Below are 15694 nucleotides of genomic sequence, written 5' to 3' on the forward strand. Positions count from 1 at the left end.
GTGACTCAGGACTCCTGGGTGACGGAGACGAGCACATCGTCCCCTTCGATCTTGACGGGGTATACGGGGACGGGGCGCGTCGCGGGAAGGCCGGACGGCTTGCCGGTGCGCAGGTCGAAGCTGGAGCCGTGCAGCCAGCACTCGATCATGCAGTCCTCGACCTCTCCCTCGGACAGTGAGACGTTCGCGTGCGAGCAGATGTCGTTGATCGCGAACACCTCGCCCTCGGTACGGACGACGGACACCGGGACGCCGTCGAGCTCCACCCGCTTCGGGGTGTCGTCCTCCAGCTCACTCAGCGCACAGGCTTTGACGAAGGCCATCAGACGGAAGCCTTCAGCTCGGTCTCGATCTTGTCGAGCAGCCGCGCCTCGACGTCCGGCAGACCGATCTGCTGGACCAGCTCGGCGAAGAAGCCGCGCACGACGAGCCGACGGGCCTCCTCGGCCGGGATGCCACGGGACATCAGGTAGAAGAGCTGCTCGTCGTCGAAGCGGCCGGTCGCGGAGGCGTGGCCGGCGCCGACGATCTCGCCGGTCTCGATCTCCAGGTTGGGCACCGAGTCGACCCGCGCGCCGTCCGTGAGGACGAGGTTGCGGTTCATCTCGTAGGTGTCGGTGCCCTCGGCCCTGGCCCGGATGAGGACGTCACCGATCCACACCGCGTGTGCGCCTTCGCCCTGGAGCGCGCCCTTGTAGGCGGCGTTGGACTTGCAGTGCGGGGTGTTGTGGTCGACCAGGAGGCGGTGCTCCTGGTGCTGGCCCTTGTCGGTGAAGTACAGACCGAAGAGCTCGGCCTCGCCGCCGGTGCCCGCGTAGCTGACGCGCGGGTGGAGACGGACGAGGTCACCGCCGAAGGTGACGACGATCGACTTGAACGAGGCGTCCCGGCCGACCAGCGCGTTGTGCTGGCCGACGTGGACGGCGGTCTCGTCCCAGTCCTGCACGGAGACGACGGTGAGCTTCGCGCCGTCACCGAGGACGTAGTCGACGTTGGCGGCGAGCACCGCGTCACCGGTGTGGTCGATGACGACGACGGCCTCGGCGAAGGCACCCAGCTCGATGACCTGGTGGCCGTAGGCCACGCCGCCCTCGCCGTGCACCGCGATGCGGATCGGCTCGGTGAGCACGGCCTCCTTGGCGACCGTGACGACGGACGCCTGTTCGAAGGACGTGTACGCCTGGGCGGCGACGCGGTCCACCGGAGTGCCGGCCTTCCCGAGCCGGGAGTCGTCGCGGCCGACGGTCTCGACCGTGACGCCCTCGGGAGCCTCGATCGCGACCTTCACACCGCCACCGGTGGCGACGGCCGTGCCGTCGTGCAGCCCGCGCAGCCGCTCCAGCGGCGTGAACCGCCACTCCTCCTCACGGCCGTGCGGGACCGGGAAGTCCGCGACGTCGAAGGACGGGGGCGCGCTCATGCGCGTGGCGACGGTCGACTCGGCGGCCACCGCGATGGACCCGGTGGTGGTGGACCCCGCCGGAATGTTCTGAGCCTCAGCCATGGCTGTCGTAGTGCTCGCTTTCTCTGTCAAAAGTCGGGGGATTCGGTCATCAGGCTGTGCTAGCCGACCGAACCCTCCATCTGCAGCTCGATCAGCCGGTTGAGCTCGAGGGCGTACTCCATCGGCAGCTCCTTCGCGATCGGCTCGACGAAGCCGCGCACGATCATCGCCATCGCCTCGAACTCCGTCAGACCACGGCTCATCAGGTAGAAGAGCTGGTCCTCGGAGACCTTGGAGACGGTCGCCTCGTGCCCCATCGACACGTCGTCCTCGCGGACGTCGACGTAGGGGTAGGTGTCGGAGCGCGAGATCGTGTCGACCAGCAGCGCGTCACAGAGGACGTTGGACTTCGCGCCCGGCGCGCCCTCGCCGATCTCGATCAGGCCGCGGTAGGAGGTACGGCCGCCGCCCCGCGCCACCGACTTGGAGACGATGTTGGAGGAGGTGTTCGGCGCCATGTGGACCATCTTGGCGCCGGCGTCCTGGTGCTGGCCCTCGCCCGCGAAGGCGATGGACAGGGTCTCGCCCTTGGCGTGCTCGCCCATCAGGTACACGGCCGGGTACTTCATGGTGACCTTGGAGCCGATGTTGCCGTCGACCCACTCCATGGTCGCGCCCTCGTAGGCCACGGCGCGCTTGGTGACCAGGTTGTAGACGTTGTTCGACCAGTTCTGGATCGTCGTGTAGCGGCAGCGGCCGCCCTTCTTCACGATGATCTCGACGACCGCGGAGTGCAGCGAGTCGGAGGAGTAGATCGGGGCGGTGCAGCCCTCGACGTAGTGAACGTAGGCGTCCTCGTCGACGATGATCAGCGTCCGCTCGAACTGGCCCATGTTCTCCGTGTTGATACGGAAGTAGGCCTGCAGCGGGATGTCGACGCGGACACCCTTGGGCACATAGATGAACGACCCACCGGACCACACGGCCGAGTTCAGCGAGGCGAACTTGTTGTCGCCGACCGGGATGACGGTGCCGAAGTACTCCTTGAAGAGCTCCGGGTGCTCCTTCAGCGCGGTGTCGGTGTCGAGGAAGATGACGCCCTGCTCCTCCAGGTCCTCACGGATCTGGTGGTAGACGACCTCGGACTCGTACTGCGCGGCGACACCGGCGACCAGGCGCTGCTTCTCCGCCTCCGGGATACCGAGCTTGTCGTAGGTGTTCTTGATGTCCTCGGGCAGGTCCTCCCAGGACTCCGCCTGCTTCTCCGTGGACCTCACGAAGTACTTGATGTTGTCGAAGTCGATGCCCGACAGGTCGGAGCCCCAGTTCGGCATGGGCTTCTTGTCGAACAGCCTCAGGCCCTTGAGGCGCAGCTTCAGCATCCACTCGGGCTCGTTCTTCTTCGCCGAGATGTCGCGGACGACATCCTCGGAGAGCCCGCGCTTGGCTGCGGCGCCTGCCGCGTCGGAGTCGGCCCAGCCGAATTCGTACGTACCCAGACCCTCGAGCTCAGGGTGGGCAGTCTCCGTAGGGAGCGTCATGCGGGGTTCCTCCCGGCCGTGCTTGCAGATGCTGAATTGGTGGTCTGTGGTGCTGAGTGGCCGCTGCGCGGAATGTACGTCGTGCACACACCGTCGCCGTGGGCGATGGTGGCCAGACGCTGCACATGCGTCCCGAGGAGGCTGGAGAAGAACTCCGTCTCCGCCTCGCACAGCTGCGGATACTGCTCGGCGACATGAGCGACCGGGCAGTGGTGCTGGCACAGCTGCTCGCCCTGCTGCGGGCCGGGCGCGCTACGCGCCGTAGCAGCGTACCCGTCGACGGACAAGGCCTTGGCCAGCGCCTCGGTGCGCGCCTCGGGATCCGCGGCCTCGATCGCTGTGCGGTACGCCTCGGACTGGGCCGCGATCCTGGCCCGGGCGAAGGCGATGACCGCTTCGTCGCCCGAGGTCTCGGCGATCCAGCGCAGCGCGTCCGCGGCGAGCTTGTCGTAGGACTGGTCGAAGGCGTCGCGCCCGCAGTCGGTGAGGGCGAACGCCTTGGCCGGGCGGCCACGGCTCCGCGCCCCGTACACCCGCTGTTCGCGGGCTTCGACGACGCCGTCGCAGGCGAGGGCGTCGAGATGGCGGCGGACCGCGGCCTGGGTGAGGCCGAGGCGCTTCGCCAGCTCGGCAACGGTGGACGGGCCGTGGTCCAGGATGGAGCGCGCGACCCGGTTGCGCGTCGAGCGCTCTCCGGTCGCGAGTTCCTCCTGCGGTGACTCCCGCTTGGCCTCGCCGTATTTCACAACGCCATTGTTGCGTAATTCATCGAGCCCTGACAACCACGGTCCGAAACGATCTACGGTGCCGTTCATCACTTAGGGTTACCTAATTCAGCCCCGGGAGACGGGCCCTTCCCGCCCCTGCCTAGACTTACCGGCCATGAAGAGCGAGCCCGTCGTACAGGTCAGGAACCTGGTGAAGCGGTACGGCCCCAAGACCGCTGTGGACGGCCTCGACCTGTGTGTACGCACCGGCACGGTCACCGCCGTCCTCGGTCCCAACGGCGCCGGCAAGACCACCACCGTAGAAACCTGCGAGGGCTACCGCCGCCCGGATGACGGGACGGTACGGGTCCTCGGCCTCGACCCGGTCACCGAGGCCGCGAAGCTCCGCCCCCGGATCGGCGTGATGCTCCAGTCGGGCGGCGTCTACTCCGGTGCACGCGCCGACGAGATGCTCCGCCACATGGCGAAACTCCACGCCGATCCGCTGAACGTCGACGCCCTGATCGAGCGCCTCGGCCTCGGCAGCTGCGGCCGCACGACCTACCGCCGGCTCTCCGGCGGCCAGCAGCAGCGGCTCGCCCTGGCGATGGCCGTCGTCGGCCGCCCCGAACTGGTCTTCCTGGACGAGCCGACCGCCGGCCTCGACCCGCAGGCCCGCCGCTCCACCTGGGATCTCGTACGGGAACTGCGGGCCGACGGCGTGTCGGTCGTCCTCACCACGCACTTCATGGACGAGGCCGAGGAGCTCGCCGACGACGTCGCCGTCATCGACGCGGGCAAGGTCATCGCCCAGGGCAGCCCCGAGGCGCTCTGCCGCGGCGGCGCCGAGAACACCCTGCGCTTCACCGGCCGCCCCGGTCTCGACCTCGGCTCCCTCCTGAAGGCACTGCCCGACGGCACGGAAGCGACCGAGCTCACTTCCGGCACGTACCGCATCACCGGCGACGTCGGCCCGCAGCTGCTGGCCACCGTCACCTCCTGGTGCGCGCAGCACGGAGTGATGCCGTCCGGCATCTCCGTGGAGCGGCACACCCTGGAGGACGTCTTCCTGGAACTGACCGGCAAGGAGCTGCGCGCATGAGCGCCGGTACGTACACCCCGCAGGCGGGCGCCGCCCCGCTGTCCCGCATGATCACCGCGCAGACCGCGCTGGAGACGCGGATGCTGCTGCGCAACGGCGAGCAGCTGCTGCTGACCGTGATCATCCCGACGCTGCTGCTGGTGCTGTTCAGCGCGGTCGACATCGTGGACACGGGGGCGGGCAGGTCCGTCGACTTCCTGACGCCGGGCATTCTCGCGCTCGCCGTGATGTCCACGGCCTTCACGGGCCAGGCCATCGCCACCGGTTTCGAGCGGCGGTACGGGGTGCTCAAGCGGCTCGGTGCCTCGCCGCTGCCCCGCTGGGCGCTGATGACCGCCAAGACGCTTGCGGTACTGGTCACCGAGGTACTGCAGGTGGTCCTGCTCACGGTGATCGCGTTCGCGCTCGGCTGGTCGCCGCACGGCAACCCCTTCGCCGTCCTGATGCTCCTCGTGCTCGGCACCGCGGCCTTCTCCGGACTCGGGCTGCTGATGGCCGGGACGCTGAAGGCGGAGGCGACGCTCGCCGCGGCCAATCTGGTCTTTCTGCTGCTGCTGGTCGGCGGCGGGGTGATCGTGCCGCTGGACAAGTTCCCGGACGCGGTGCAGTCGGTGCTGGAGCTGCTGCCGATCGCGGCGCTGTCGGACGGACTGCGGGATGTGCTCCAGCACGGCGCGTCGATGCCGTGGAGCGACCTCGGCATCCTCGTGGTGTGGGCGGTGCTCGGGCTGGTCACGGCGGCGAAGTTCTTCCGCTGGGAGTGAGCCGGCGGACGCGCTCCGTCGACGTTTCGGGGTAACTCGTCCCCCTCGTGAAAGCTTGCACAAGCCGCCGCCTACGATGGTGCGCGTGCCCAAGCTGACCCGAGCCGAAGTCGCTCAAGCCGCGCGGAACCCGCTCCTCTACATCGCCGAGCGATGGACTCCGTCCCCCCGCACGGTCCGCCGTGCGGCCATGTCGGCCGTCGTCATGGCCGTGCTCATCGTCGTGACCGGCGGCGCGGTACGGCTGACCGGCTCCGGCCTCGGCTGCCCGACCTGGCCCAAGTGCACCGACGAGAGCCTGACGGCGACGAGCGAGATGGGCCTCCACGGCGCCATCGAGTTCGGCAACCGGATGCTGACGTACGTCCTGTGCGCGGCCGTCGGATGGGCGATCATCGCCGCCCGGTCCGCGAAGCCCTGGCGGCTCAGCCTCACCCGGCTCGGCTGGGCGCAGTTCTGGGTGGTCATGGGCAACGCGGTGCTCGGCGGCATCGTGGTGCTGGTCGGCCTCAACCCTTACACCGTCGCCGCGCACTTCCTGCTCTCCACGGCGCTGCTCACCGTCGCGATGGTGACCTGGCAGCGGGTCCGTGAGGGCGACGCGGCGCCCCGTCCACTGGTGGGCAAGGCGGTGTCCCAGCTGACCTGGCTGCTCGTGGTCGTGGCGGGGCTGCTGATCGCGGTCGGCACGGTCGTCACGGGCGCCGGACGGCACGCGGGTGACTCCAGCGACGTCCACCGCATTCCGATCGACTGGAAGATGATCACGCAGCTGCACGCCGATCTGGCCTGGGCCGTGGTGGCGCTGACCGTCGCTCTCTGGTTCGTGCTGAAGGCAGTGGACGCGCCGATCGGTCCGCTGCACCGTGCCCGTGATCTCTTCCTGGTGCTGCTGGGGCAGGGCGTGATCGGTTACGTCCAGTACTTCACGGACACCCCGGAAATCCTCGTCGGCCTGCACATGTTCGGCTCGTGCCTGGTGTGGATCGCGGTCGTGCGGGTGCTGCTGTCGCTGCGTGAGCGCCCGGTGGCCGTCGCCGCGGTGCCCGGTGCTGCTGCCGAGCAGCCGGAGCCCGCCGCGGCGGGCTGAGCGCGGGAGAGCCCCGGGCGCCCGATGGCCGCCCTGATACGTCGATCGCCGGGGGGGGGGGGGGGAAAAGGGCCGCCCGGCGCGCGACGGATTCGGGGGCGTTTTGTTGGGTATCTTTGGGGGGGGCGGCCAAATGAATGCCGGCCATCCGCGTCCACTCGTACGGGCCGGTGTGGACCTTCGCGGCGAACTCCCCGTCGAAGGAATCGTGCATCGTGATCCCGGCCTTCTGAGTGGCGCTCTCGGCGATCGCGTACGACGGGGCGACCAGATCGCCCCAGCCGCCGTCCTCGCCCACGAGAACGATGCGAGTGCCCATCTGCCCGATGTAGGCGAGCTGTCCCTCCACACCGCCGTGTGCCTTGGAGAAGGCGCCGATCTGCTTGGCGAGCCTCGCCGCCCTGCGCTCCGCGCGGGCCGCCTGCTTGCCGCTCTCCACCTGGGTCTCTGCCGTCTCTGCCATGCTCAAGATGCTACCGACGGGTAGATCAACGTGCGACGGGCGGGGCACGTGGCATGGACCACGCACCCCGCCCGTCGGCAGGAATCGATGAAGCGTGACTACCTCAGGAAGGGGTCGACCGCCACGGCGACGAAGAGCAGCGAGACATAGGTGATCGACCAGTGGAACAGCCGCATCTCCTTGAGCTTCCCGCCGGTCACCCCGGCCTTGGCCCGGCTGAGCAGGCCGTGCGCCTCCCAGAGCCAGAACCCGCCGGTCAGCAGCGCCACCGCCGTGTAGAACCAGCCGGTGTAGCCGAGCGGGGTGAGCAACAGCGAGACCGCCACCATCACCCAGCTGTAGACGACGATCTGGCGGGCCACCACCCGGTTGGAGGCAATGACCGGAAGCATCGGGACACCGACCCGGGCGTAGTCGTCCTTCACCTTCATCGACAGCGGCCAGTAGTGCGGCGGCGTCCAGAAGAAGATGACGGCGAAGAGGATGACCGCGGCCCAGGACATCGAGTCGGTCACGGCGGACCAGCCGATGAGGACCGGCATGCAGCCCGCGATGCCGCCCCAGACGATGTTCTGCGAGGTGCGGCGCTTCAGCAGCATCGTGTAGACGACGACGTAGAAGAGCAGCGCACCGAGCGACAGCGCCGCCGACAGCCAGTTGACCAGCAGTCCGAACCAGACCGTGGAGATCACCGCGAGGGCGATACCGAAGGCCAGGCACTCACGCGGGCTCACCATTCCGGTGACCAGCGGACGCTGCGACGTACGGTCCATCAACGCGTCGATGTCGCGGTCGATGTACATGTTCAGTGCATTGGCACCGCCCGCGGAGAGATATCCCCCGATGGTGGTGGTGAGAACGAGCCACAGATCGGGTACACCCTGAGCGGCCAGGAACATCACCGGAACAGTGGTGATCAGCAACAGCTCGATGATCCGGGGCTTGGTCAACGCCACGAATGCCTTGACACGGGCCCCGAACGGGCGATGGCCCCCTGGGCTGGGAGTCAAGGCGACCCCTGCGGGTCGGGACTCGACGGCCGTCACGCACACCCCTGACAGAGAAATCCCAGCAAGCTCCGGGCGTGAAGGCCCGGTAAAGACTTGCGCGAACCAGACCACTGTAGACGTTGGGGACAGGCCGCCCTTCGCGGGGGTGGGTCGTGTTGAAGCGGCGCAGAAGTAAGGGGACACGTTCATTGGAGTGGCATATGAGGGGCCTCGCCCACCGGGGTGGCACAGAGGTGGGGGGACGCGCCCGCCGGAGGGCCCGGACGCAGCCGAACACGCTCATCAAAGGGCCCAGAAGTAGGGGCACGCGCTCATCGGAGTAGCGCATAAGTGAGCCGTTGCGCTCATACGGGAGGCGAACTCCGCAGGCCGCCTGCACCCTGGAAAGCAGCCGGAAAATGCTCGTTCCGACGGGGGTAGGCTCGACAACGCCCGGTGCGGTCACAGTCACCGGTTTACAACAGTGGAGAGGAGCCCTGACTCAGGGTGAGCACCAAGCCGACCACCACAGACCTCCAGTGGACCGAATTGGACCAGCGGGCCGTGGACACTGTCCGCGTCCTTGCCGCCGACGCCGTACAGAAGGTCGGAAACGGCCACCCGGGCACGGCGATGAGCCTGGCTCCCGCCGCGTACACCCTCTTCCAGAAGGTGATGCGGCACGACCCCGCCGACGCGGAGTGGACCGGTCGCGACCGGTTCGTGCTCTCCGCGGGTCACAGCAGCCTGACCCTCTACATCCAGCTCTACCTGGCCGGCTACGGCCTGGAGCTCGATGACCTCAAGGCTTTCCGCACCTGGGGCTCGAAGACCCCCGGTCACCCGGAGTACGGCCACACCACCGGCGTCGAGACGACCACGGGCCCGCTGGGCCAGGGCGTCGCCAACGCGGTGGGCATGGCAATGGCCGCCCGCTACGAGCGTGGCCTGTTCGACCCGGAGGCAGCCCCCGGCACCTCCCCGTTCGACCACATGGTCTGGGTCGTCGCCGGCGACGGCTGCCTCCAGGAGGGCATCTCCGCGGAGGCGTCCTCGCTGGCCGGGCACCAGAAGCTCGGCAACCTGGTCCTGCTGTGGGACGACAACCACATCTCCATCGAGGGCGACACGGAGACCGCGGTCTCCGAGGACACCCTGAAGCGGTACGAGGCGTACGGCTGGCACGTCCAGCGCGTCGACCAGCTGCCCAGCGGCGACCTGGACCCGGCGGGCCTGTACAAGGCGCTGCAGGCTGCCAAGGCCGAGACCGAGCGCCCGTCGTTCATCGCAGCCCGCTCGATCATCGCCTGGCCCGCCCCGAACGCCCAGAACACCGAGGCCTCGCACGGATCTGCGCTCGGTGACGAAGAGGTCGCCGCGACGAAGAAGGTCCTCGGCTTCGACCCGGAGAAGTCCTTCGAGGTCTCCGACGAGGTCATCTCCCACACCCGTGAGGCGCTGGACCGCGGCCGCGAGGCCAAGGCCGAGTGGGAGAAGGTGTTCGCCGCCTGGCGCACCGCCAACCCGGAGCGCGCCGCCGAGTTCGACCGGATCTCCGCGGGCGAGCTGCCCACGGATTGGGAGGACAGGCTTCCGGTCTTCGAGCCGGGCAAGAACGTCGCCACCCGCGCCGCCTCCGGCAAGGTGCTCCAGCAGCTCGGCGAGGTCATCCCCGAGCTCTGGGGCGGCTCCGCCGACCTCGCGGGCTCGAACAACACCACGATCGACAAGACGTCGTCGTTCCTCCCGACGGGCAACCCGCTGCCCGGCGCGGACCCGTACGGCCGCACGATCCACTTCGGTATCCGCGAGCACGCCATGGCCGCGGCCATGAACGGCATCGCGCTGCACGGCAACACCCGCATCTACGGCGGCACCTTCCTGGTCTTCTCCGACTACATGCGCAACGCCGTGCGCCTGTCCGCGCTGATGCACCTGCCGGTGACGTACGTGTGGACGCACGACTCGATCGGTCTCGGCGAGGACGGCCCGACCCACCAGCCGGTGGAGCACCTGGCCTCGCTGCGCGCCATCCCGGGTCTGAACATCGTCCGCCCGGCCGACGCCAACGAGACCTCCATCGCCTGGCGCGAGATCCTGCGCCGCTACACCAAGGTGTTCGGCAAGGGAGCCCCGCACGGTCTGGCGCTGACCCGCCAGGGCGTGCCGACCTACGAGGCGAACGAGGACGCGGCCAAGGGCGGCTACGTGCTCTTCGAGGCCGAAGGGCCCGAAGGGCAGAACACGCCGCCCCAGGTCCTCCTGATCGGTACGGGCTCCGAGGTGCACCTCGCCGTCGAGGCGCGCGAGGAGCTGCAGGCCGCCGGTATCCCGACCCGCGTGGTCTCGATGCCGTCGGTCGAGTGGTTCGAGGAACAGGACCAGGCTTACAAGGACAGTGTTCTGCCGCCGTCCGTGAAGGCCCGGGTCGCGGTCGAGGCCGGTATCGGTCTGACCTGGCACCGGTACGTCGGAGACGCCGGCCGGATCGTCTCGCTGGAGCACTTCGGTTCCTCGGCCGACGCCAAGGTCCTCTTCCGCGAGTTCGGTTTCACGGGCGAGCACGTCGCCGCCGCCGCGCGGGAATCTCTCGCCGCCGCCGCACGCTGATGCCGTTATACGACTAGTAGGAGATGCAATTCTCATGACAGACGCACTCAAGCGCCTCTCCGACGAGGGCGTGGCGATCTGGCTCGATGACCTGTCGCGCAAGCGGATCACCTCGGGCAACCTTGCCGAGCTGATCGACCAGCAGCACATCGTGGGCGTCACCACCAACCCGTCGATCTTCCAGAAGGCGATCTCGCACGGAGTGGGGTCTCCCCGCTCGGGCGAAGGCGAGAGCGGGGATGGTTACGAGCAGCAGCTCACCGACCTCGCCACCCGCAAGGTCACCGTCGACGAGGCCATCCGCATGATCACGACGGCCGATGTACGGGACGCCGCGGACATCCTGCGTCCTGTCTTCGACGCCACGGACGGCCAGGACGGCCGGGTCTCCATCGAGGTCGACCCGCGCCTGGCCCACCACACCGATGCCACCGTCGCCGAGGCCAAGCAGCTGGCCTGGCTGGTGGACCGGCCCAACACGCTCATCAAGATCCCGGCGACGAAGGCCGGTCTCCCGGCGATCACCGAGGTCATCGGCAAGGGCATCAGCGTCAATGTCACGCTGATCTTCTCGCTGGAGCGCTACCGCGAGGTCATGGACGCCTACCTGGCGGGCCTGGAGAAGGCGAAGGCCGCGGGTCTGGACCTCTCCAAGATCTACTCGGTGGCTTCGTTCTTCGTGTCCCGCGTGGACTCCGAGATCGACAAGCGGCTCGACGCGGTCGGCACCCCGGAGGCCAAGGCGCTCAAGGGCAAGGCAGCTCTCGCCAACGCCCGGCTCGCCTACCAGGCGTTCGAGGAGGTGTTCGGCTCTGCCGACGAATCGACGCCGTCGTCGGACCGCTGGGCGGCCCTGGACAAGGCGCAGGCCAACAAGCAGCGCCCGCTGTGGGCCTCGACCGGTGTCAAGGACCCCGCGTACAAGGACACCCTGTACGTCGACGACCTGGTCGCCCCCGGCACGGTGAACACCATGCCCGAGGCCACCTTGGACGCCACCGCGGACCACGGGCAGATCACGGGCAACACCATCGCCGGCACCTACGAACAGGCCCGTGCCGAGCTCGACGCCGTCGCGAAGCTCGGGATCTCCTACGACGATGTCGTCCAGCTCCTTGAGGACGAGGGCGTCGAGAAGTTCGAGGCGTCCTGGATCGACCTGCTCAACTCGACCGAGGCGGAGCTCAAGCGCCTCGCCCCTTCGGAGGGCTGACCACCTTGTCTGGTGTTCCCGGAGCCAACCCGCTTCGTGACCCCCAGGACCGACGGCTCCCGCGCATCGCGGGACCGTCGGGCCTGGTGATCTTTGGCGTCACGGGCGATTTGTCCCGTAAAAAGCTGATGCCCGCCGTCTACGACCTGGCCAACCGCGGCCTGCTGCCGCCGGGCTTCTCCCTCATCGGTTTCGCGCGCCGCGAGTGGCACGACGAGGACTTCGCACAAGAGGTCCACGACGCCGTCAAGCAGCACGCCCGTACGCCGTTCCGCGAAGAGGTCTGGCAGCAGCTCATCCAGGGGATGCGCTTCGTCCAGGGCAACTTCGACGACGACGAGGCCTTCGAGACACTGAAGGCCACGATCCAGGAACTCGACAAGGAACAGGGCACGGGAGGCAACTTCGCCTTCTACCTGTCCGTGCCGCCGAAGTTCTTCCCCAAGGTCGTCCAGCAGCTCAAGAAGCACGGGCTCGCCGACCAGAAGGAGGGCTCCTGGCGGCGTGCCGTCATCGAGAAGCCCTTCGGCCACGACCTGAAGAGCGCGCAGGAGCTCAACCAGATCGTGCACGACGTCTTCCCGCCCAACGAGGTCTTCCGGATCGACCACTACCTGGGCAAGGAGACGGTCCAGAACATCCTGGCGCTGCGGTTCGCCAACACGATGTTCGAACCGATCTGGAACCGGAGTTACGTCGACCACGTCCAGATCACGATGGCCGAGGACATCGGCATCGGCGGCCGGGCCGGCTACTACGACGGCATCGGCGCCGCTCGTGACGTCATCCAGAACCACCTGCTCCAGCTGCTGGCACTGACCGCGATGGAGGAGCCCGGCTCCTTCCACCCGAAGGCCCTGGTCGCCGAGAAGCTCAAGGTACTCACGGCGGTGGAACTGCCGGAGGACCTCGGCAGGCACACCGTGCGCGGTCAGTACGCGCACGCCTGGCAGGGCGGCGAGGAAGTCCCCGGCTACCTCGAAGAGGACGGCATCGACCCCAAGTCGAAGACCGACACCTACGCCGCGATCAAGCTGACGATCAACAACCGCCGCTGGGCGGGCGTGCCGTTCTACCTCCGTACCGGCAAACGGCTCGGCCGCCGGGTCACGGAGATCGCGGTCGTGTTCAAGCGCGCCCCGTATCTCCCCTTCGAGTCCGGCGCCACCAAGGAGCTGGGCGGCAACGCCCTGGTCATCCGGGTCCAGCCGGACGAGGGCGTGACCGTGCGGTTCGGCTCCAAGGTGCCGGGCACCTCGATGGAGGTCCGGGACGTCACGATGGACTTCGCGTACGGCGAGTCCTTCACGGAGTCCAGCCCGGAGGCGTACGAGCGGCTCATCCTCGATGTACTGCTCGGTGACGCCAACCTCTTCCCGCGGCACCAGGAGGTCGAACTCTCCTGGAACATCCTCGACCCGATCGAGGAGTACTGGGACAAGCACGGCAAGCCCGCGCAGTACCCGGCGGGCACCTGGGGCCCGGCCGAGGCGGACGAGATGCTTGCACGAGACGGACGGAGCTGGCGCCGGCCATGAAGATCGATCTCACGGAAACCACTTCCAGCAAGATCAACCAGGCGCTGGTGTCGGCCCGCCGTGCCATCGGCACCCCGGCCATCGGCATGGTGCTGACCCTGGTCATCGTCACCGACGAGGAGAACGCGTACGACGCCCTCAAGTCGGCCGGCGACGCCTCGCGCGAACACCCCTCGCGGATCATCGCGGTGATCAAGCGGGTCAGCCGCTCGCCGCGCAGCCGCCGGGACGCCCGGCTCGACGCCGAGGTACGGGTCGGCTCCGACGCGGGAACCGGCGAGACCGTCGTCCTGCGTCTCCACGGCGAACTGGCCAACCACGCCCAGTCGGTGGTCCTGCCGCTGCTCCTGCCGGACGCCCCGGTAGTGGTCTGGTGGCCCGAGGGCGCCCCCGAGGATCCGGCGAAGGACCCGCTGGGCGCGCTCGCCCAGCGCCGGATCACGGATGCGTACTCGGCGGAGAACCCGGGTGACGAACTCGCGGTGCGCGCCCGGTCGTACACCCCGGGCGACACCGATCTGTCCTGGACCCGCATCACCCCGTGGCGCTCGATGCTGGCGGCCGCGCTCGACCAGCAGCAGGTCGAGGTCGTCTCGGCGGCGGTCGAGGGCGAGTCGGAGAACCCGAGCTGCGAGCTGCTCGCCATGTGGCTCGCGGACCGGCTCAAGGTTCCGGTGGAGCGCACCCAGTCCGGCGGCCCCGGTCTGACGGCCGTGCGGATGCAGACCAAGAACGGCGTCATCGTCCTGGACCGGCCGGACGGTTCGCTGGCCACGCTCTCGATGCAAGGCCAGCCGGACCGTGCGGTGGCGCTCAAGCGGCGGGACACCGCCGAGCTCCTCGCCGAGGAGCTGCGGCGCCTGGACCCGGACAACACCTACGAGGCGACGGTGAAGTTCGGTGTGGAGAAGCTCGGCGGACCGGCGGAGCCCAAGCCGGCCGAGCCCGCCCCCGCTGCCGCCCCTGCCACCGCGAAGAAGACCGCGGCCAAGAAGACGGCGGCGAAGTGAGTGCCCCTCAGCTTGTCGTGCACCGCGACAAGGAGCTGATGGCGCAGGCCGCCGCGGCCCGGCTGATCACGAAGATCGTGGACGCCCAGGCCGCGCGCGGTCACGCCTCGGTGGTGCTCACCGGTGGGCGCAACGGCAACGGCCTGCTGGCCGCACTCGCCGACGCGCCCGCCAGGGACGCGATCGACTGGTCGCGGCTCGACCTGTGGTGGGGCGACGAGCGGTTCCTGCCGGAGGGCGATCCGGAGCGCAATGTCACGCAGGCCCGCGAGGCCCTGCTGGCCTCGGTGCCGCTGACCCCGTCCCGGGTGCACGCGATGCCCGCTTCCAACGGCCCCTGCGGCAACGACGCCGACGCGGCAGCAGCCGCGTACGCCGGTGAACTGGCCGCGGCGGCCGGTCCGGAGGACCACGGTCCGGTGCCGACGTTCGATGTGCTGATGCTGGGCGTCGGCCCGGACACACATGTCGCGTCGCTCTTCCCGGAGCTGCCCGCGGTACGGGAGACCGAGCGCACCGTCGTCGGCGTGCACGGCGCCCCCAAGCCGCCGCCCACCCGCATCTCGCTCACGCTGCCCGCGATCCGGGCGGCGCGCGAGGTGTGGCTGCTCGCCGCGGGCGAGGACAAGGCGGAGGCCGCGGAGATCGCACTCTCGGGCGCCGGGGAGATCCAGGCCCCGGCAGCCGGTGCGTACGGACGCAGCCGCACCCTGTGGCTGCTGGACGCGGCGGCGGCCTCGCGGCTGCCGCGCGCGCTGTATCCGCCGGCCTCTCCCTGAGCGGTCGTCAGTACCGTTGTACGCAGGCCCGGTTCGCCCTTCGGAGCGGCCGGGCCTGCGGCATGAAAGGCTCGGCCCATGGTGCGTATCGGAACCGTGGCGATGGGTGCGTCGGACGTACGGCGCGCCGCGGCCTTCTGGAAGGCGGCGCTCGGCCATGTGGCGCGCGAGCCCTTCCAGGACGACTGGGTCGTGCTGGTCCCGGCCGATGGACACGGCGTCGGGCTGTCCCTGGGGCGAAGCGATACGCCGGTGCAGGAGATCCCCCGGGTCCATCTCGACCTGTACACCGAGGAGCAGGACGCCGAGGTGGACCGGCTGGTCGCACTCGGCGCGGCGCGGGTCGACGGGGAAATGTACCCGGACGACCCGGATTTCGTGGTGCTCGCCGACACCGAGGGCAACAGGTTCTGCGTCATCGACACGACGCACGGCTGACCGTCG

14 protein-coding genes and 1 pseudogene are annotated in these 15694 nt (G+C 69.0%); 9 read left to right on the forward strand and 6 right to left on the reverse strand.

All coding sequences use genetic code 11. The annotated features are described in order from the left end of the window. Window positions 1–5: 5 nt before the first annotated feature. The 4 genes from ACZ7IB_RS18600 to ACZ7IB_RS18615 are packed head-to-tail and all read right to left on the reverse strand — an operon-like array spanning window position 6 to window position 3767. On the reverse strand, window positions 6–323 hold the full coding sequence (locus ACZ7IB_RS18600; protein WP_093539686.1) for a bifunctional 3-phenylpropionate/cinnamic acid dioxygenase ferredoxin subunit: 318 nt from the start codon (window positions 321–323) through the stop codon (window positions 6–8). Next, the gene (gene sufD / locus ACZ7IB_RS18605) at window positions 323–1504 is read right to left on the reverse strand and encodes a Fe-S cluster assembly protein SufD (protein WP_470913578.1); all 1182 of its coding nucleotides are present in this window, start codon (window positions 1502–1504) and stop codon (window positions 323–325) included. The genes ACZ7IB_RS18600 and sufD overlap by 1 nt, the downstream gene beginning before the upstream one ends. A 59-nt stretch (window positions 1505–1563) precedes the next feature. Next, the gene (gene sufB, locus ACZ7IB_RS18610; protein WP_093899511.1) at window positions 1564–2985 is read right to left on the reverse strand and encodes a Fe-S cluster assembly protein SufB; all 1422 of its coding nucleotides are present in this window, start codon (window positions 2983–2985) and stop codon (window positions 1564–1566) included. Then, a complete protein-coding gene (locus tag ACZ7IB_RS18615; RefSeq protein WP_470913751.1) occupies window positions 2982–3767 on the reverse strand; it encodes a helix-turn-helix transcriptional regulator in 786 nt (261 codons plus the stop codon). The genes sufB and ACZ7IB_RS18615 overlap by 4 nt, the downstream gene beginning before the upstream one ends. Before the next feature lie 100 nt (window positions 3768–3867). Here ACZ7IB_RS18615 and ACZ7IB_RS18620 point away from each other — a divergent pair, with 100 nt between their 5' ends. From ACZ7IB_RS18620 to ACZ7IB_RS18630, 3 genes are all read left to right on the forward strand, one after another. Continuing rightward, window positions 3868–4794: an ABC transporter ATP-binding protein gene (locus tag ACZ7IB_RS18620; protein ID WP_470913581.1), complete on the forward strand. Its 927-nt coding sequence runs from the start codon at window positions 3868–3870 to the stop codon at window positions 4792–4794. After that, window positions 4791–5558 (forward strand): ABC transporter permease, encoded by a 768-nt coding sequence (locus ACZ7IB_RS18625; protein ID WP_470913583.1) that lies wholly within the window; start codon window positions 4791–4793, stop codon window positions 5556–5558. The genes ACZ7IB_RS18620 and ACZ7IB_RS18625 overlap by 4 nt, the downstream gene beginning before the upstream one ends. A 76-nt stretch (window positions 5559–5634) precedes the next feature. Then, window positions 5635–6648 carry a COX15/CtaA family protein gene (locus ACZ7IB_RS18630; RefSeq protein ID WP_470913586.1) on the forward strand — a complete coding sequence of 338 codons (1014 nt, stop codon included), beginning with the start codon at window positions 5635–5637 and terminating at the stop codon, window positions 6646–6648. A gap of 112 nt (window positions 6649–6760) precedes the next feature. Here ACZ7IB_RS18630 and ACZ7IB_RS18635 read toward each other — a convergent pair. Continuing rightward, window positions 6761–7111, reverse strand: a pseudogene (locus ACZ7IB_RS18635) (hypothetical protein); the annotation flags it as partial. A 98-nt stretch (window positions 7112–7209) separates the two neighbouring features. Then, on the reverse strand, window positions 7210–8163 hold the full coding sequence (locus ACZ7IB_RS18640) for a heme o synthase (protein WP_470913589.1): 954 nt from the start codon (window positions 8161–8163) through the stop codon (window positions 7210–7212). A 444-nt stretch (window positions 8164–8607) separates the two neighbouring features. On the opposite strand from ACZ7IB_RS18640, the gene tkt reads away from it, so the two are divergent. From tkt to ACZ7IB_RS18670, 6 genes are all read left to right on the forward strand, one after another. Next, the gene (tkt, locus tag ACZ7IB_RS18645) at window positions 8608–10710 is read left to right on the forward strand and encodes a transketolase (RefSeq protein ID WP_470913591.1); all 2103 of its coding nucleotides are present in this window, start codon (window positions 8608–8610) and stop codon (window positions 10708–10710) included. A 34-nt stretch (window positions 10711–10744) separates the two neighbouring features. Next, a complete protein-coding gene (tal, locus tag ACZ7IB_RS18650) occupies window positions 10745–11923 on the forward strand; it encodes a transaldolase (RefSeq protein ID WP_470913592.1) in 1179 nt (392 codons plus the stop codon). Between the two features lie 5 nt (window positions 11924–11928). Then, window positions 11929–13461: a glucose-6-phosphate dehydrogenase gene (zwf, locus tag ACZ7IB_RS18655; RefSeq protein WP_470913594.1), complete on the forward strand. Its 1533-nt coding sequence runs from the start codon at window positions 11929–11931 to the stop codon at window positions 13459–13461. Beyond that, a complete protein-coding gene (gene opcA, locus ACZ7IB_RS18660) occupies window positions 13458–14471 on the forward strand; it encodes a glucose-6-phosphate dehydrogenase assembly protein OpcA (protein ID WP_470913597.1) in 1014 nt (337 codons plus the stop codon). The genes zwf and opcA overlap by 4 nt, the downstream gene beginning before the upstream one ends. Next, a complete protein-coding gene (gene pgl, locus ACZ7IB_RS18665) occupies window positions 14468–15250 on the forward strand; it encodes a 6-phosphogluconolactonase (protein ID WP_470913599.1) in 783 nt (260 codons plus the stop codon). Before opcA ends, pgl begins: the two co-directional genes overlap by 4 nt. Before the next feature lie 78 nt (window positions 15251–15328). Next, window positions 15329–15688, forward strand: coding sequence for a VOC family protein (locus ACZ7IB_RS18670; RefSeq protein ID WP_470913601.1), 360 nt, complete (start codon window positions 15329–15331; stop codon window positions 15686–15688). Window positions 15689–15694: the final 6 nt, after the last annotated feature.

This window comes from Streptomyces sp. NPDC037301 (assembly GCF_055602785.1).